The organism is Serinicoccus profundi (assembly GCF_008001015.1).
GTDB classification, from domain to species: domain Bacteria; phylum Actinomycetota; class Actinomycetes; order Actinomycetales; family Dermatophilaceae; genus Ornithinicoccus; species Ornithinicoccus profundi.
In genome coordinates, this window is the sequence record NZ_CP042862.1 from 2,745,769 (window position 1) to 2,763,042 (window position 17,274).

The 17,274-nt window shown below is 71.3% G+C and carries 12 protein-coding genes; 5 read left to right on the plus strand and 7 right to left on the minus strand.

Going from position 1 to position 17,274, the window contains the following annotated elements; genetic code table 11:
- Positions 1–50 precede the first annotated feature (50 nt).
- The 3 genes from FA582_RS12745 to FA582_RS12755 all read right to left on the minus strand — a co-directional run bounded on the left by FA582_RS12745 (position 51) and on the right by FA582_RS12755 (position 4,151).
- Entirely contained in the window at positions 51–1,025 is a 975-nt protein-coding gene (locus tag FA582_RS12745) for a sugar ABC transporter permease (protein WP_010147065.1), read from the minus strand.
- Between the two features lies 1 nt (position 1,026).
- The gene (locus FA582_RS12750) at positions 1,027–2,661 is read right to left on the minus strand and encodes an ABC transporter permease subunit (protein ID WP_010147064.1); all 1,635 of its coding nucleotides are present in this window, start codon (positions 2,659–2,661) and stop codon (positions 1,027–1,029) included.
- 158 nt (positions 2,662–2,819) lie between these two features.
- A complete protein-coding gene (locus FA582_RS12755; RefSeq protein ID WP_010147063.1) occupies positions 2,820–4,151 on the minus strand; it encodes a sugar ABC transporter substrate-binding protein in 1,332 nt (443 codons plus the stop codon).
- Positions 4,152–4,470: 319 nt separating this feature from the next.
- Between FA582_RS12755 and FA582_RS12760 the strand changes: the two genes are divergently transcribed.
- The 3 genes from FA582_RS12760 to FA582_RS12770 all read left to right on the plus strand — a co-directional run bounded on the left by FA582_RS12760 (position 4,471) and on the right by FA582_RS12770 (position 8,338).
- Positions 4,471–5,553: an ABC transporter ATP-binding protein gene (locus FA582_RS12760; RefSeq protein WP_010147062.1), complete on the plus strand. Its 1,083-nt coding sequence runs from the start codon at positions 4,471–4,473 to the stop codon at positions 5,551–5,553.
- A 386-nt stretch (positions 5,554–5,939) separates the two neighbouring features.
- Positions 5,940–6,971 (plus strand): type IV toxin-antitoxin system AbiEi family antitoxin domain-containing protein, encoded by a 1,032-nt coding sequence (locus tag FA582_RS12765; protein ID WP_029540765.1) that lies wholly within the window; start codon positions 5,940–5,942, stop codon positions 6,969–6,971.
- Positions 6,972–7,093: 122 nt separating this feature from the next.
- Positions 7,094–8,338 (plus strand): DUF4032 domain-containing protein, encoded by a 1,245-nt coding sequence (locus FA582_RS12770; protein WP_010147470.1) that lies wholly within the window; start codon positions 7,094–7,096, stop codon positions 8,336–8,338.
- 12 nt (positions 8,339–8,350) lie between these two features.
- Here FA582_RS12770 and FA582_RS12775 read toward each other — a convergent pair whose 3' ends face one another.
- The 3 genes from FA582_RS12775 to cysS form a co-directional block, all read right to left on the minus strand.
- Entirely contained in the window at positions 8,351–10,360 is a 2,010-nt protein-coding gene (locus FA582_RS12775) for a S9 family peptidase (RefSeq protein ID WP_010147469.1), read from the minus strand.
- A 332-nt stretch (positions 10,361–10,692) separates the two neighbouring features.
- On the minus strand, positions 10,693–11,661 hold the full coding sequence (gene rlmB, locus FA582_RS12780; RefSeq protein WP_010147468.1) for a 23S rRNA (guanosine(2251)-2'-O)-methyltransferase RlmB: 969 nt from the start codon (positions 11,659–11,661) through the stop codon (positions 10,693–10,695).
- Between the two features lie 12 nt (positions 11,662–11,673).
- Positions 11,674–13,146, minus strand: coding sequence for a cysteine--tRNA ligase (gene cysS / locus FA582_RS12785; RefSeq protein ID WP_010147467.1), 1,473 nt, complete (start codon positions 13,144–13,146; stop codon positions 11,674–11,676).
- Positions 13,147–13,360: 214 nt separating this feature from the next.
- Between cysS and FA582_RS12790 the strand changes: the two genes are divergently transcribed.
- The gene (locus FA582_RS12790) at positions 13,361–14,221 is read left to right on the plus strand and encodes a GOLPH3/VPS74 family protein (protein WP_010147466.1); all 861 of its coding nucleotides are present in this window, start codon (positions 13,361–13,363) and stop codon (positions 14,219–14,221) included.
- Positions 14,107–16,416 carry a glycoside hydrolase family 31 protein gene (locus FA582_RS12795; protein ID WP_010147465.1) on the plus strand — a complete coding sequence of 770 codons (2,310 nt, stop codon included), beginning with the start codon at positions 14,107–14,109 and terminating at the stop codon, positions 16,414–16,416. Before FA582_RS12790 ends, FA582_RS12795 begins: the two co-directional genes overlap by 115 nt.
- On the opposite strand, the gene FA582_RS12800 is transcribed toward FA582_RS12795, so the two are convergent.
- Positions 16,391–17,206 (minus strand): YidC/Oxa1 family membrane protein insertase, encoded by an 816-nt coding sequence (locus FA582_RS12800; RefSeq protein ID WP_010147464.1) that lies wholly within the window; start codon positions 17,204–17,206, stop codon positions 16,391–16,393. The two genes, FA582_RS12795 and FA582_RS12800, sit on opposite strands and share 26 nt — an antisense overlap.
- Positions 17,207–17,274: the final 68 nt, after the last annotated feature.

Consider the following 17,274-nt stretch of genomic DNA (forward strand, 5'->3'; position numbering starts at 1 on the left):
CTCGCTGACGTAGAGCGGAGACCCGTCGTGATGAGGATGCTCCGCGCAGATCACTTGACCGAACCTGCGGTCATCCCGCCGATGAGCAGCCGCTGCAGGCTGAGGTAGACGAGCACCACCGGCAGCGAGGCCAGGAGCGCACCGGCAACGAACTGGCCGAAGTACCGGTTCTGGTCGGCGTTGCGGGTGGCGTAGAGGCCGACCGCCAGGGTCTGGTTGTCCGCGTCGGTGAGGAAGATGCTGGCCAGCAGGAACTCGCCCCACAGGCCGACGAAGGCGAGGATGCCGACGGTCGCGAGGATCGGGCGGACCAGGGGCAGGATGATGGTGAAGAACACCCGGGCGTGGCTGGCGCCGTCGATCTTGGCCGCCTCGTCGAGCTCCTTGGGGATGGTGTCGAAGTAACCCTTGAACAGCCAGATGTTGGCGCCCATGGCCCCGCCCAGGTAGACCAGCAGCAGGCCCCACAGGGTGTTGAGCCCGATCTGCGGGATGACCTCGCCGACCGTCGCGAAGGTGATGTAGAGCGCCACGAAGGCCAGCAACGCGGGGAACATCTGCACCAGCAGGATGAAGAGGAGCCCGAAGCGCCGGCCCGTCCACCGCAGCCGGGAGAAGGCGTATGCCGCGGCCGAGCCCAGGGCGAGCGTCGCCAGGGTGGCCACGCCGCAGATGATGAGCGAGTTCTTGTACCACGTCCAGTACGGCCGGGCGGCGTCGTTGAAGAGGGCGTCGAAGTTGCGCAGCCCGAAGCGGGTCGGCAGCAGGCCCGAGGTCGACAGCGTCCCCGCGTTGTTGAACGCGGAGGACACGATGAAGACGATCGGGAAGAGGGCGAAGGCCAGCGCGAGCAGGGCCAGCGCGTGCCGCCACCAGACGGCCCGGAAGGACGTGCGGCGGGACTTCCGGGTGACGGTGTAGACGTCGGACGCGGCTGTGCCGAGCCGTCCGCCACGGCCCCGGTCGCTGCCGTGCGCGTCGACCGACCCGAGGGTGCTGCTGGTGGGGTCCTGGGGAGAAGTCATGTCAGTTCACGTCCTCGAGCGCCGCGGTACGGGTGAAGCCGAAGTAGCTGATGGTGGCCACCAGGAAGAAGATGACCACCGAGATGGCCGAGGCGAAGCCGAAGTTGGGCGAGGCCCCGCCCAGCGCCAGTCGGTAGGCCAGGGTGATGAGCAGGTCGGTCGAGCCGATGGAGCTCTGCCCGCCGACGAACGGCCCGCCCTCGGTGAGCAGCCAGATGAGCCCGAAGTTGTTGAAGTTGAAGGCGAAGGACGCGATCATCAGCGGCCCGACCGCCACCAGCAGCAGCGGCATGATGACCCGCCGGACCGTGGCGAAGGCCCCGGCGCCGTCGATGGCCGCCGCCTCCTTGACGTCGCTCGGGATGGCCTGGAGCGCGCCGGTGCAGACGATGAACCAGTAGGGGAAGCCCAGCCAGAGGTTGGTGATGAGCACCGCGACCCTTGCCCACCACGCGTTGCCGAGCCAGTTGATGTCCAGCCCGAAGAGGTTGTTGATGAGGCCGAAGTCCTGGTTGAACATCGACGCCCAGACCAGCGCCGTCACGTAGATCGGCAGGGCGTAGGGGAGGATGAGGATCGAGCGGTACAGGCCCTTGCCCTTGAGCCGCTCGTCATTCATGAGCAGCGCGATCGCCATGCCCATCAGGAAGGTCGCGACGACGGTGAAGGCCGCGAAGAAGACATTCCAGACGAAGACCTTGGTCAGCCCCTCGCGCAGGGTGGCGTTGGTGAAGGCGTTGGTGTAGTTCTCGAACCCGACGAACTCCCGCCACCCCTGCGGCAGCGCAGCCCCCTCGCCGCCCTCCGGGACGAAGTTGGCGTCCTCCGCGACGTAGACCGTGCCCGTCACGGTGTCGGTGATGGTGTCGGCCTCCTCGTCGTAGACCCGGGTCGGGGTGCCGATGAAGGCCTCGGACAGCCCGACCTGCCGGATGCCGGCCGTCTGCTCCCCCGACTCGTCGAAGACCGGCACCCCGAAGTCGGCGAGGTCGTCGGAGCGGTCGTTGACCTCCTGCGGGGTCAGCGCCGTCCAGCCGGGGGCTGAGATGATGCGACCGGTCGGGCCGGCCTCGACACCGTCGGCGGGCAGCTCCTCCAGTCCCTCGAGGGTGCCGACGTAGTAGGTGCCCTCCGCGTCGGTGAGCAGGTAGGCGAGGTCCCCGGTGGCGACGTCGGTGCCCTCCGGGACGGCGACGTTGAGGGCATACCGGCTGCTTCCCTCGACCTCCCGCACCGAGTTGGCGACGATCGAGGCGACCGCCTCCTCCTTGGTGCTGATGTGTCCGTCGCCGAAGTTGGTGAAGGAGATCTGCACGGTGTAGAGCAGCGGCCAGATCTGCAGCAGCAGCATGAGCAGGACACCGGGGAAGAGGTACTTCGCGGGGATGGCGCGCCTGGTGGCGTAGACGGCGATGACGCACAGGGCGATGAAGCCGATGAGGCTGACCATGATCCAGTAGCCGGCCTCGATGACCTGCTGGGCCATCCAGCCCAGCACGGCGAGGGTCAGCAGGATCAGCCCCCACTTGACCACCTGCACCCAGATCGGGGTGCGCGAGCTGAACTCGAGGTGCTCACCGCTGGGTTCGAGGTTGTGCAGCGCGGCATCCACGTCGCTGCTCCGTGTCTCGGACATCGTCGTCCCTCTCTGACTGCGGCCGTCGGCCGTTCGGGGTGCTCGGGAGCGTGGCGCTCAGGGTCGTGCTGGGGGTCCGTGCTGCGGGTTCGTGCTGGGGGCCTCGGCCCGGCGGCGGGACAGCGTCCGCGCCGCCGGACCGAGGGTCGAGGGACGGCTCAGCGGCCGATGTTGGAGACGATCTCCTCCTGAGCGGCCTCGAGGCGCTCGGCGGGGTCGGAGCCACCGACGATGTCGGAGGTGGCCTGGCCCAGCGGGGCCCACACGGCGTTCATCGCGGGGATGTTCGGCATCGGCGAGGCACCCTCGCCGGCGGCCGACCAGGCCTCGATGTCCTCGTCGTCCGCGGACACGGTGTCCAGCGCCGACTGCAGGGCCGGGGGACGCTGGCCGGTCTCGAAGAGCGCCAGCTGCATGTCCTCGGTGGTGACGTAGGTGTTGACGAACTCCTGCGCCAGGGTCGGGTTCTTGGCGCCGGAGGCGACGTAGAACATCTGGACGCCGAGGAACGGCACGGTCTCGCCGCCGTCCTCGAAGTCGGGGATCGGGTCGACGGCATACTCGATCTCGGCGCCTTCGACGTTGGGGATCGCCCACGGGCCGGCCACCATGTAGGGCGTGCGGCCCTCGGCGAAGAGCGACTCCATGGTCGGGAAGTCGACGTTGACGTTGAGCAGACCCTGCTCGGCCATCCAGGCGATCTTCTCGCCGCCCTGGATCGACTCCTCGGAGCCGACGATGACGTTGCTGGGGTCCCAGCCGCCGTCGGAGTTGGTGCCGAAGATGCCACCGCCGTAGGCCGAGAGGTAGGGGAAGGCGTGGTAGGCGTCGCCGACGTTGCTCACGGGGGTGACGAAGGCCTGGTCGGCCTCGCCGGAGTCGACGAGCTCCTTACCGGTCGCGGCCAGGTCCTCCATGGAGGCGGGGGTCTCGGGGGCGAGGGCGGTGTTGCGGATGAGTCCGAGCGACTCGGTGGCGTAGGGCACGCCGTAGATCTGGCCGTCGTACTTCGTGGCCTCGAGCGAGTCCTCGGTGAACAGGGCCTGGGTGTCGGACGACATCTGCACGGGCTCGACGATGCCGTTCTGGACGAACTCGCCCAGCCAGTCGTGGGCGCCGACGACGATGTCCGGGCCCTGATCGACGTTGGCGGCGTCCTTGAACTGCTGGCGCACGTCGGTCGCGACCTGCACCTGCGTGGTGATGCCGTACTCCTCGCCGAACTGCTCGGCCCACTCGGTGAGGATGGGGGCCCGGACGTCGTCGGACCAGATGACGAGCTCGGCGTTCTCGTCACGGACGGGAGCCTCGGTGGAGGCGGCGTCGTCGCCCGCGGCCTCCTCGTCCTCGGCGGCTTCCTCGTCCTCGGCGGCGGTCTCCTCGGCGGACGAGCCCTGGTCGGCGGTCTCCTCGCCGGAGTCGCCGCCGCAGGCGGACAGCAGCAGCGCCGCCGCGCTCGTGATGGCTACAGCACCGGTGGTGCGCTTCATGGTTCTCCTTCGAACAGTGGTGAGGTCACCGGCCCGGCGCTGCTCGAGGAGCGGCGACGATGCCGCGGTTCGTCGTCCACCCGGGGGTGGTCGTCGACCGATGACGTCAGTATGCAAGTACTGGCCCCGACTTTGCAAGAACTTGCAAGAGATCATCAGGTCACGATCTGCTAACGTGACGCGCGTCACCGGCAACGGCGCCTCTGACGGCATACCACCGCCACCCTCGCCGCCCGGCGATGACCCAGCGTCGACCGGCGCCGGGTCCGTCCTTTACAACGGATCGTCCGGCACGTACCTGCCGGTGAAGGAGTGCATCATGGCAACGGTGACCTACGACAAGGCCACGCGTATCTACCCCGGGGCGGACACCCCCTCCGTCGACGAGCTCGAGATCGAGATCGCCGACGGCGAGTTCCTCGTCCTCGTCGGCCCGTCGGGCTGCGGCAAGTCGACCTCGCTGCGCATGCTCGCAGGCCTGGAGGAGGTCAACGGCGGTCGCATCCTCATCGGTGACCGGGACGTCACCCACATGCCGCCCAAGGATCGCGACGTCGCGATGGTCTTCCAGAACTACGCGCTCTACCCGCACATGACCGTGGCCGACAACATGGGCTTCGCGCTCAAGATCGCCGGCAAGTCCAAGAGCGAGATCCGCGAGCGGGTCGAGGAGGCCGCCAAGATCCTCGACCTGACGCAGTACCTCGAGCGCAAGCCCAAGGCGCTCTCCGGTGGCCAGCGTCAGCGCGTCGCCATGGGCCGCGCCATCGTGCGCCAGCCGCAGGTCTTCCTCATGGACGAGCCGCTGTCGAACCTCGACGCCAAGCTGCGCGTGCAGACCCGCACCCAGATCGCCTCGCTGCAGCGCCGCCTCGGCGTCACGACCGTCTACGTCACCCACGACCAGGTCGAGGCCATGACGATGGGCGACCGCGTGGCGGTGCTCAAGGACGGCATCCTGCAGCAGTGCGACAGCCCGCGGCACATGTACGACCACCCGAACAACGTCTTCGTCGCCGGCTTCATCGGCTCCCCCGCCATGAACCTCATGACGGTGCCGGTCGCCGACGGCGGCATCAAGCTCGGTGACTACGTCCACCCGGTCGAGCGCGACGTGCTCGCCAAGGCCGGCAACGAGGTCGTCCTCGGCGTCCGCCCGGAGGACATCGACCTGTCCGACTCCGGTCGTGGCCTGCCGATCGAGATCGACGTCGTCGAGGAGCTCGGCGCCGACGCCTACATCTACGGCGAGCTGCCCGGCGCCGGTGCGACGGACAAGCCGTTCATCGCCCGCGTCGACGGTCGCACCCCGCCGAAGAAGGGCGAGATCGTCCACTTCACCCCCAAGGGCGACCACATCCACCTCTTCAACCTCGAGTCCGGCGAGCGCATCAGCGGCTGACACTCCCAACCTGCGGTCGGGGACTCCCCGACCGCGGCCATCACGCAGCACCGAGGCCGCCTGTCCCACCCGGGGCAGGCGGCCTCGCCGCGTCGTAACCTCTCCCCCACCTCCTTTCCCCCTCCCTCTCCCCCCTTCTCTCGCACCGAGCGTCGTAGATGGTCGCTCTCACCCCCACCGAGCGCCGCAGATGGTCGCTCTCACCCCCACCGAGCGCCGCAGATGGTCGCCCACGTCCCCACCGAGCGCCGCAGATGGTCGCCCACGGCCCCACCGGGCGCCGCAAATGGTTGTCGCCGTCCACATCGCCTTCCGCTGCTCGCCCCTTCTCCACAGGCGAAAGGCTGACTCTGGTCCTCCCGCTCCGTCGCGGCCATCGTGGCCCCATGGCCACGCTCCGCGACCTCCCTCTGACACCCTTCCGGTATGCCGACGCTCTCGCCCTGGGTCTCACCCGGGGGCAGCTGCGGCACCTGCTTCGAGAAGGATGGATCACGCGACTCAGGTACGGCTGGTATGCCGTCGTCGGAGTCGCCCTGCCCGCGGGCGAACGCTGGGATCTCACGCGGCAGGACCAGCTCCGACGGGTGAGGGAAGCCCTGGCCGACCACCCTGGGTGCGCCGCGAGTCATACCAGCGGGGGTGTGGTCCACAACCTGCCGTTACTCGTGTCGCCGCTCGCGGACGTGGAGCTCGTGCGTGTGGAGGACGCTCCGAGCTCACGGCGGCTGCCAGGCGTGACGATCCACCACACCGACACGATCGAAGTTCCGACCACGATCGTGGACGGGTTGCGCGTCACCACGATGAGCCAGACCTGCGCCGATGTCCTGCGCACGCGGCGACTTCCCCACGCTCTGGCGATGCTCGATGGAGCCGTCCGCGCGTCACAGGTGAGCGCCGATGAGGTGCGCGGTGTCTTGGACACCCAACGGCGCTGGGTCGGCCGGCCCCAAGCCCTCCAGGTCCTCGACCTGCTGGACGCCCGCCGGGAGAGCTGGGGCGAGGCATACTCCGCCGGGGTCATCCACCTCGCCGAGCTGCCGCAACCCATCCCGCAGGTGGAGCTGTATGACGAGCACTTCCGATTCGTCGCACGGCTCGACGGCCTCCTGGACCACGAGCAGGTCGCCACGGAGTCTGACGGCGAGGTCAAGTATCGGATCGACGCGACGGCGGACACGGCAGAACGTGTGGCCCGGTCGGCGCTGACGGCCGAGACCTCCCGGCAGCGCCGGATCGAGCGGCTGGGTCTGGAGGTCGCGCGATGGATGACCGAGGAGGCCATGCACACGCCAGAGGTCGTCGCGCACCGCATCAACGCCGCCCGATCGCGAGCGCTGTCCCGCCCCTTCATCGGTTGGGTGCTCTGGGAGGGAGAGTTCCGCAAGCTCCCGCTGCTCCCTCGCGCCGCCTGACCGAACCATCTGCGACGCCCGGTGGGAACCAGAGCGACCATCTACGACGCCCGGTGGGCACCACAGCAACCATCTAAGACGCCCGGTGCGCAGGAGGGGCCGCCGGGCCTAGTCTTGCGCGTATGCCGTTGGACTTCACCGCGATCAAGCCGAACCCGGCGATGTTCGACCTGCCGTGGGACATCCCCCTCGAGGACTGGCCCGAGAGCCACCTCGCCGCGCTCCCCCGGGGCATCTCGCGCCACGTCGTCCGCTTCGTCAAGCTCAGCGGGTCGGTCCTGGCGATCAAGGAGATCTCCGAGCCGCTGGCCCGCCGGGAGTTCCAGACCCTGCGCAACCTGCGCCGCCTCGACATGCCGACCGTCGAGCCGCTGGCCGTCGTCTCGGGCCGCACCGACGCCGCCGGCGAGCCGCTGGACGCCTGCCTCGTCACCCGGCACCTCAAGTTCTCCCTTCCCTACCGCGCCGTCTTCAGCCAGCGGATGCGCCCCGACACCGCCCGCCGCACCCTCGACGCGCTGGCCGTCCTCCTCGTGCGACTGCACCTGGCCGGCTGCTTCTGGGGCGACGTCTCGCTGTCCAACACGCTGTTCCGCCGCGACGCCGGCGACTTCGCGGCATACCTCGTGGACGCGGAGACCGCCGAGCTGCACCCGCAGCTCTCCCCCGGCCAGCGCGAGCACGACCTCTACGTCGCGCACGGCAACATCGCCGGCGAGCTGATGGATCTCGAGGCGGCCGGGCGCCTGGACGAGGGCGAGGACCCGATCGAGATCGCCAACCGGATCATGCACCGCTACGACCTGCTGTGGAACGAGCTGACCGGCGAGGAGCGCTTCGAGCAGGGTGACCGCTGGCGGGTCGACGAGCGGATGCGCCGCCTCAACAACCTCGGCTTCGACGTCGACGAGCTGGAGATGACGACGGACATCGACGGCGCCTACATCCGTATCCAGCCCAAGGTCGTCGACGCCGGGCACCACTCGCGTCGCCTCATGCGCCTCACCGGTCTCGACGTCGAGGAGAACCAGGCGCGCCGCCTGCTCAACGACCTCGACGCCTACCGTGCCGCGACCGCCCGGCAGGACGACGACGAGGAGCTCGTCGCGCACGACTGGCTGTCCCGCGTCTACGAGCCCATCACCCGCGCGGTGCCGCGCGAGCTGCGCTCCAAGCTGGAGCCGGCCGAGCTCTTCCACGAGCTGCTCGAGCACCGGTGGTACCTCTCGGAGCGGCAGGGCTACGACACCACCTTCGAGGAGGCGGTGGGCGACTACGTCTCCACGGTCCTGCCGAGCAAGCCGGACGAGGTCGCGATCCTCGGTGTCGACACCGAGGAGATCCCGATCCGCGCGGTCACCAGCTGACCGAGGTATGCCTCAGCCCAGGTTGTCCACCTGCACCGGCTCGATCTGCCCGGCAGGCTCGAACCCGAAGACCTGGGCGTAGAAGGACAGCTCCGCCTCCAGGGCCCGCACCTGGTTGTCCAGCGCCCGGAAGCCGTGGCCCTCGCCCTCGAAGAGCAGCAACGCCACCGGAAGTCCCTTGTCCCGCAGGACGTCCGCCAGCTGCTCGGCCTGCGCCGGTGGCACCACCTTGTCCTCGGTGCCCTGCAGCAGGATGAGAGGGGTGGAGAGCCGGTCGACGTGGCGGATTGGCGAGCGCTCGGCATACACCTGCTCCCCCGCGGGCCACGGCGCGACCAGTCCGTCGCAGTAGCGCGACTCCAGCTTGTGCGTGTCCGTGGCCAGGGTCGCGAGGTCGGAGATGCCGAAGTGGCTGGCCCCGGCGGCGAAGGTGTCGGTGAAGGTGGCGGCGGCCAGCGTGGTGAAGCCACCCGCGCTGCCGCCGGTGATCGCGAGCCGCTCGCGGTCCACGACCCCGGTGTCGGCCAGGTGCCGGGCCCCGGTCGCCGCGTCCTGCACGTCGACGATGCCCCACTGTCCGTCGAGCCGCTCACGGTAGGCCCGCCCGAACCCCGTGGACCCGCCGTAGTTGACGTCCAGCACTGCGAATCCGCGGGAGGTCCAGAACGTGCGGGCTGCGCTCAGACCGGGGATCGCGCAGGCCGTAGGCCCCCCGTGGAGGGTCACGATGAGCGGCGGCAGGTCGCCCTCGGGTGCTGCCGCCTGCGGGTTGGCCGGCCGGTAGAGGAAGCCGTGGGCGGTGGCCCCGTCGTCGGACGCCCAGCTCACGGGCTCAGGCAGCGCCGCCAGACCCTCCGGCACGGGGGAGGTCCGCTCGACCGCAGCGGCCCGGGTGGCCCCGGTCGGCAGGTGGACCAGCAGGATGTCCGCCGGTGCGTCGGCCCGGGAGGCGTCGACCGCCACCGTCCCGTCGGCCAGCACAGCGAGGTCACGGACATAGGTGGTGCCCGTCTCGACCTCCACGACGCGCCCGTCGGCCAGGTCGATGAGGACCGGGTCGCGGAATCCGTCCCGGGATCGGCCGCTGACGACCCATCCGTCCGGGAGCACGGCGTAGGAACGGGTGTCGGGGACCCAGCGCGGGTGCCCGAATTCGAGCTGGTCCTGCGTCACCGGGCTCGGCGCGGCATTCGACGCGAGGTCCGCCCGCCAGAGGTTGCTCCACCCGCCGGCGTCGGAGAGGAAGAGCAGCGTGTCCTCGTCGAGCCACACCGGCTGCTCGATCGCCTCCTGCGGCCTACCGGCGATCTCGCGGACGTCGTGCAGGTCGCCGGCCGCGTCCAGCCGCCCGGCATGCAGGGTTGTCCCTTGCCACGGCATCCGCGGGTGGTCCCAGCTCAGCCAGGCCAGGCGGGTGCCGTCGGGCGAGAGCACGGGGTCGGTGACGAAGTCCGGCCCCTCAGGTATGACGCCGCCCGCCTCCTCCTGCCGCTCCCGGTCGGCCCTCGGTCGCCGACGGCCGGCCACGAGTACGGTGCCCAGGTCGGTGTTGTCACCCCCCAGGTCCAGCCGCACCAGCGAGTTCACCGGCTCCAGCTCCTCCTCCCGCTGGTCCTCGCGCAGGCAGACGACGATCCCGCGGGCGAGGTCCATCCGGAAGCACGACCAGCGCACCTGTCCACCCACGTCCGGGGTGAGCGGGGCCGGCTCCGCTCCGGGGCGCCGGCACCATACCTGCTGGGTGTCGTGGTCGACCCAGAGCACCACGCCGCCGAACACGGCATACTCCCCACCGCCGTACTCCAGGTAACCGGTACGGACATTGTGACCAGGCAGACTGACATCCTCCAGCGCCCCTCCGCGGCGGCGCACCAGGGTCACCCGGCCGGCGTCCGGCGGCCGCGCCTCCAGCCAGTACAGGTCGTCACCGTCGGCGCGTGGGGCGCTGCGGCGGGTCAGCCCGGCGAGGGTCTGCCGGGCGTCCAGAGGTGAGGGCCACGATCCGTGCGGGAGCGTCTGCATACACCCACCCTGTCATCCCGCACCGACAACCTGAGCGGCGAGATCCGGTCAACAACCATCTGCGACGCTCGGTGGGACAGGACACAACCATCTGCGGCGCCCGGTCGGTCAGGAGACGACCATCTGCGACGCTCGGTGGGCCAAGACACGACCATCTGCGACGCCCGGTCGGTCAAGACACGACCATCTGCGACGCCCGGTCGGTCAGGGGACAACCATCTGCGACGCCCGGTCGGTCAGGGCACGACCATCTGCGACGCTCGGTCGGGCGTGGTGCGAGGGGTGAGGGGCGAGAGATGAGGGTGAGAGGGCGGGGGGGGTGTCAGCAGGGGTCAGCGGCGGGCGCGGGTCTGGGCAATCTCGTAGAGCGTGACGGCGGTGGCGATGCCGGCGTTGAGCGACTCGGTGACGGCGGCCATGGGGATCGACACGATCTGGTCGCAGGTCTCCCGCACCAGGCGCGAGAGGCCCTTGCCCTCCGAGCCGACGACGACGACGAGCGGCTGGTCAGCGAGGTCGAGGCCGGGCAGGGTCACGTCGCCGTCGGCGTCGAGTCCGACGACGAAGAAGCCCACCTTGCGGTAGCCCTCGAGCGCCCGGGTGAGGTTGGTCGCCTGCGCGACCGGGATGCGGGCGGCGGCACCGGCGGAGGTCTTCCACGCCGCTGCGGTCATACCGGCCGAGCGGCGGGCCGGGACGATCACCCCGTGGGCGCCGAAGGCCCCCGCGGAGCGGACGATCGCCCCGAGGTTGCGCGGGTCGGTGATGCCGTCGAGCGCCACGATGAGCGGGGCCCCGGGCAGCTGCTGGCTCAGCAGGTCGTCGGGGTGGGCGTAGTCGTAGGGCGGCACCGCGAGGACGAGCCCCTGGTGCACGGCGCCGTCGGTCATCCGGTCCAGCTCGCCCCGCGGCGACTCCATGACGGGGATGCCCGCCTCGGTGGCCAGGGTGATCGACTCACGGACCCGGTCGTCGGACTCCATCCGGTTGCCGATGTGCAGGACCGTGCCGGGCACTCCGGTGCGCAGCGCCTCCAGGACGCTGTTGCGCCCGGCGACGAGCTCGGTCGAGGCCTTGGCGCGGCGTCCGCCCTGACCGGGCCGACCGCCCTGCCCGGCGCGCCCGCCCGACGCACCCTCGCTGCGCCCGCCGCGGCGGGAGGCCGGGTGGCCGACGCGGTCCTCGGCCCGCGGGGTCGGGCCCTTGCCCTTGAGCTGCTTGCGCCGCTGCCCGCCGGAGCCGACGACGGCGCCCTTCTTGTTGGTGGTGCGCGCCGCACGACGCTGCTGGTTGCCTGCCATGTCTGCTCCTTGTCAGCGCAGGGCCCAGCGGGCCCCGGCCGGTGTGTCCTCGATGACCACGCCGAGCGCGGTCAGCTGGTCGCGGATGGCGTCCGCGGTCGCAAAGTCCTTGTCGGTCCGGGCCTGCGCGCGGGCGGCGAGCCGGTCCTCGACGAGTGCGCCGAGGACCTCGCCGCCGCGACCGCCCGTGCCGTCCGTCGCGCCGGCGTCGGCCCAGGCCGGGTCGAGCGGGTCGGCCCCGAGCACGTCGAGCATGGCCAGCACCTGGAGGAGGGTATGCCGCAGCTCACCGGCAGCAGCGCCGTCGGCGCCCGCCTCGGGCAGTTTGTTGCCCTCGCGCACCGCACCGAAGACCACGGCCAGCGCCTCGGAGACGTTGAGGTCGTCGTCCATCGCGGCGCGGAACTCCGCGGGGAAGGCGTCGTCGGCCGCGAGTGCCCGCGAGTCCTCCAGCACCGCGCCCGCCGGCTCACCGAGCGCCTCCAGCGTGCGCTCCACGAAGCCTTCGATCCGCTCGACCGACGCAGCGGCCTCGGCGAGCGAGCCCTCGCCATACTCGATCATCGAGCGGTAGTGCACCGCCCCGAGGTAGAAGCGCAGCACGAGCGGCCGCACCTGCTTGGTGAGCTCGAGGACGGCGAGCGCGTTGCCGAGCGACTTGCCCATCTTGGCGCCCTTGACCGTGACCCAGCCGTTGTGCAGCCAGAAGCGGGCGAAGTCGAGGCCCGCGGCGCGCGACTGGGCCTGCTCGTTCTCGTGGTGCGGGAAGCGCAGGTCGACGCCGCCGCCGTGGATGTCGAAGGCGTCACCGAGGTACTTGCGCGCCATCGCCGAGCACTCCAGGTGCCAGCCCGGGCGACCGCGCCCGTAGGGCGTCGGCCAGCTCGCGGTCCGCGGCTCGCCGTCCTTGTGCCCCTTCCAGAGCGCGAAGTCGCGCGGGTCGCGCTTGCCGCGCGGGTCGGCGTCCCCGGCCGGCTCCATGTCCTCCAGCATCTGCCGGGTGAGCGAGCCGTAGTCCGGCCAGGACCGCACGTCGAAGTAGACGTCGCCCGAGCCGTCCTCGGCGGCATACGCGTGACCCCGCTTGATGAGGGCCTCGATGAGCTCCACCTGCTCGGGGATGTGGCCGGTCGCGCGCGGCTCGTAGGTCGCCGGCAGCACCCCGAGCAGCTCCAGCGCGCGGCTCGTCTCCTGCTCGTGCGCATACGACCACGCCCACCACGGGCGCCCCGCGTCGGCCGCCTTGGTGAGGATCTTGTCGTCGATGTCGGTGACGTTGCGCACCAGCGTCACGTCGTAGCCGTGCCCCCGCTCGAGCCAGCGCCGCAGGATGTCGAACGCGACGGCGAAGCGCACGTGCCCGATGTGCGGGCTGCCCTGCGTGGTGAGACCGCAGATGTAGATGCCGACGTGGCGGCCCTCGGGGTCCAGCGGCACGAACGGCCGCAGCTCGCGGGTGGCGGTGTCGAACAGGTGCAGACTCACGAGAGTCAAGGTTACGGGCTGCACGAGGTATGCCGCGCCGCTCGGGCCGCGCACGATGCGGGCGGGGGTCGCCCCGGCGCGGTCGGGGTCGCCCCGCCGCGGTCGGGGTCCGCGCCCGGGCAGGGTGGGGGCGCGCCCTCAGACCCGAGGATGAGGCCGATGTCCGACCTGGGTCCGATGCGCGTGCGCGACCGGCGGCCGTAGCGTGCCAGGCATGCTGATCGCCGAGGAGCTGCTGCTGCTGACCCGCGCCGACGACGGGCTCGACCGCGTGGGCCGGGCGGACCTCGCCGTCGCCGGTGCCCTGCTCTGTGAGCTCGCCCTCCTCGAGCGCGTCAACCTCGACGACGGGCGCATCGCCGTGGTCGACGGGTCCTCCACCGGGGACGACCTGCTCGACGAGGCGCTGACCCGGTTCGCCGACCGGACCGGCAAGAAGCCCAAGGACGTCATCGCCCGGATCGGTCGCGGCCTGCCGCGCCTGGTCCTGGAGCGGCTGGGTCGGGCGGAGATCCTGCACGAGGAGCAGGCCCGGGCGCTCGGGGTCCGCTGGTGGTCGCGCTGGCGGGTCATCGACACCGCCCGCCGCGACGCCCTGCGCGCCGAGCTGCTCGCCGTGCTCACCGGCCAGCAGGAGCCGCAGGGCCGCACGGGGTCCCTCATCGCGATGCTGCACGCGCTCAACGCCCTGGGCGCCGCCTTCCCCAAGGAGGCGCGCCTGGGCATCCCGCTGCGCGAGCTGCGGCGCAGCGGGATGCCCTGGGCATCCCGCTGCGCGAGCTGCGGCGCAGCGCCAAGGAGATCGCCCAGGGCCGCTGGGGCGCGACGGCGGTGTCGCAGGCCATCCAGGCGGCGACCGCCGCGGCCGCCGCGGCAGTGGCGGCGGGTGGCGCGGCGTCGAGCGACTGACCTGCGAGGCCCCGCCGGGTTGCCCACCCCGACCCACATAGGGTTGTCCGCATGCCGATCGTCCACCAGAACGACCGCTGCCGCCTCACCGCTCTCACCCCGCACCTGCTGCGGATCGAGTGGTCGCCGAGCGGCACCTTCACCGACGCCCCCACCCAGGTGGTGATCGATCGTGACCTGTGGCCCGCGCAGCAGGAGGGTGAGGCGGCCCTGCAGGTCGAGCCCTGGCGCGGCGGGGTCAAGGCCCTCGCGGCGGGCTTCGAGGTCCGCTACGACGGCGCCGAACCGTCCGCCGCCGGACTGAGCGTGCAGGCCCGCGGCGGGCTCACGTCATACCACTCCACGTGGCGGTTCGGGGAGCCCGTGGACGCCCCGCTGCCCGGCACCACCCGCACCCTCGACGACGCCGACGGCCGCATCCCGCTGGAGCCCTCGATCCTGTCCCGCAGCGGCCTCGGCGTCCTCGACGACTCCGCGTCGCTGGTCCGCAGCGGACCCCTGCTCACCGACCTCGCGCCGCGCGAGCCGGGCGCGCTCGATCTCTACGTCTTCACCCACGGTCTGGACTTCCGGGGCGCGCTGCGCGACTTCCACGCGCTCACCGGGCCGGTGCCGCGGGTGCCGCGCTTCGTCCTGGGCAACTGGTGGAGCCGCTACCACCCCTACTCCGCGACCGAGTATGCCGCGCTCCTGGACCGGTTCGCCGCCGACCGGCTGCCCTTCTCCGTCGCGGTCATCGACATGGACTGGCACGTCGTCGACGTGGACCCCGAGATCGGCAGCGGCTGGACCGGCTACACCTGGAACCGCGACCTCTTCCCCGACCCCTCCGCCTTCCTCGCCGACCTGCACCGCCGCGGGCTCGCGGTCACCCTCAACGACCACCCGGCCGACGGGATCCGGCGGCACGAGGACGCGTACCCGGCGATGGCGCAGGCGATGGGCATCGACCCGGCCAGCGGCGAGCCGGTCGAGTTCGACCCGACCTCCGAGCGCTTCTGGCAGGCCTACTTCACCCACGTCGCCGGACCGCTGGCCGAGCAGGGCGTCGACTTCTGGTGGATCGACTGGCAGCAGGGCACGCACACGGCCTTGCCCGGGCTCGACCCGTTGTGGCTGCTCAACGAGCGGCACTTCGCCGAGCAGGAGGCGCAGGGGAGGCGACCGCTGGTCTTCTCGCGGTATGCCGGTCCCGGCTCGCACCGCACGCCGATCGGCTTCTCCGGCGACTCGCTCATCAGCTGGGAGTCACTGGCCTTCCAGCCGGAGTTCACCGCGAGCGCGGCCAACATCGGCTACGGCTGGTGGAGCCACGACATCGGCGGCCACTGGTCCGGCGCCAAGGACGTCGAGCTCGCGGTGCGCTGGGTCCAGCTCGGGGTGTGGTCGCCGATCAACCGGCTGCACGCCAGCGCCAGCCCCTTCCAGGGCAAGGAGCCGTGGCGCTTCGGGGCGGAGGGCGAGCGGCTCATGGGTGAGGCGCTGCGCCTGCGCCACCGGCTGCTCCCCTACCTCGCGACCATGGCCGAACGCGCTGCGGCACAAGGCATCTCACTGGTCGAGCCGGTCTACCACCGGCACCCTGACCGGATGGAGGCGTATGCCCACCGCGCCACCTTCTTCTTCGGCGAGGACCTGCTCGTCGCGCCCCCGGTGACGCCTCGGCTGCCGGGGACGGGCCTGTCCGCGACGCCGCTGTGGCTGCCGCCCGGGGAGTGGTTCGACCTCGAGACGGGGCGGCGCTATGACGCGGGCGCGCACGGACGCAGCCTCACGGCATACCGGGACCTGGCGCACACCCCGGTCTTCGCGCGCGCCGGGAGCGTGCTGCCGCTCCTGGGGACCGAGATGCCCGGCAACGGCGTCGACCTGCCCGAGCACCTGGAGCTGCGGGTCTTCCCCGGTGCGGACGGCCAGCACGTGCTCGTGGAGGATGACGACGGCCCGGTCGCGACCCGCCGGCTGACCCGCACCCCGCTGCGGCACGACGCGGCCACCGGGCGTCTGGTCATCGGCCCGGCCGAGGGCGACCTCGACGTCCTGCCGGCCACCCGGACCTGGACGGTGCGGGTCGCCGGGAACGCGGACGTGCTCACCGCCACGGACGTGCCGGTCGGCGAGGAGGTCGTGCTCGAGCTGCCCGCGGTCGGCGAGCCCGACGTGCTGGGCGAGTGCTTCGCCCTTCTCGACGCGGCCGAGGTGGAGCACGCCGCCAAGGAGCGGGCCTGGGCGGTGCTGCGCCGCGGGCTGGGCCAGGGCGAGACGAACCGGAGCGTCGCTCGGGTGGTCGACGAGCTGCGCTCGGCCCGCCTCGACGACACCCTCGTCGGCGCCCTCACCGAGATCGTCGCGGCGCGCTAACTGACTGGCGGCCGCACGGCGCTGATCCGTCGCAGGCTCGCCCGCTCGAGCAGACCCCAGACCGAACTGGTGACGAGGTAGAGGCCCGCCGCGAGCGGCAGCGACACAACCGCCAGCACGGTGAAGAGTGGCCGGACCTGCCCGACGAGGACGTGCTGAAGGACAGCAAGGGCAGCACCCTGGTCATCTGCTCCATCGAGTCCTGCATCGCCCGTTGCGCATCGCTCAGCCGCTCACGCGCGCCTGGGTCGCGTTCTGCGGTGTTCGCGCGGTCCTGCAACATGTGCCGCCGCATCTGCCGTGCGGCGAAGGCCGCCACGACGAGAGTCAGGCCGATGAGCACGAGGAAGACCCAGCGGTCGCCCTCAGCCGTGGTGAGCAGGTGGTCCGACAGGGGCACCCCGAAGAGGGTGTGGTCGAGCAGCTGGTTGTGCTCACCGCGGATCTCAGTGGCCGTGAACAGCCGGTAGATCATGGAGAAGACCGGGATCTGGATGAGGATCGGCAGGCAGCCCGGGAGCGGGGACACCCCCTCCTCCCGGTGCAGGTCGAGGACCGCCTGCTGCAGGGCTCGCGGGTCGTCGGGGTGCTCCTCGCGCAGCCTCGCGATCTTGGGCTGCAGGTCGCGACGGCGCACGGTGCCGTGCGCGAGGCCGCGGTTCATCGGGTGCAGCGCCAGCCGGACGGCCAGCGTCACAGCGATGATGACGAGAGCGGGTGGGAGGAACCCGTCGAGGGCGGTCAGCAGGTCATGGACGTGGATGAGCAGAGGGTCGAGAAAGGCGAACACGCGAGGCTCCTGGTGGGCGGGCACACCGCTGGGGGTATGCCAAGGGCTGGGTTGGCGTCACCCGGCCC

What these genes read in the sequence shown, in the direction of transcription:
- FA582_RS12745 (WP_010147065.1), bottom strand. Translation starts at nt 1,025, where the DNA reads ATGACTTCTCCCCAGGACCCCACCAGCAGCACCCTCGGGTCGGTCGAC.
- FA582_RS12750 (WP_010147064.1), bottom strand. Translation starts at nt 2,661, where the DNA reads ATGTCCGAGACACGGAGCAGCGACGTGGATGCCGCGCTGCACAACCTC.
- FA582_RS12755 (WP_010147063.1), bottom strand. Translation starts at nt 4,151, where the DNA reads ATGAAGCGCACCACCGGTGCTGTAGCCATCACGAGCGCGGCGGCGCTG.
- FA582_RS12760 (WP_010147062.1), top strand. Translation starts at nt 4,471, where the DNA reads ATGGCAACGGTGACCTACGACAAGGCCACGCGTATCTACCCCGGGGCG.
- FA582_RS12765 (WP_029540765.1), top strand. Translation starts at nt 5,940, where the DNA reads ATGGCCACGCTCCGCGACCTCCCTCTGACACCCTTCCGGTATGCCGAC.
- FA582_RS12770 (WP_010147470.1), top strand. Translation starts at nt 7,094, where the DNA reads ATGCCGTTGGACTTCACCGCGATCAAGCCGAACCCGGCGATGTTCGAC.
- FA582_RS12775 (WP_010147469.1), bottom strand. Translation starts at nt 10,360, where the DNA reads ATGCAGACGCTCCCGCACGGATCGTGGCCCTCACCTCTGGACGCCCGG.
- rlmB (WP_010147468.1), bottom strand. Translation starts at nt 11,661, where the DNA reads ATGGCAGGCAACCAGCAGCGTCGTGCGGCGCGCACCACCAACAAGAAG.
- FA582_RS12790 (WP_010147466.1), top strand. Translation starts at nt 13,361, where the DNA reads ATGCTGATCGCCGAGGAGCTGCTGCTGCTGACCCGCGCCGACGACGGG.
- FA582_RS12795 (WP_010147465.1), top strand. Translation starts at nt 14,107, where the DNA reads ATGCCGATCGTCCACCAGAACGACCGCTGCCGCCTCACCGCTCTCACC.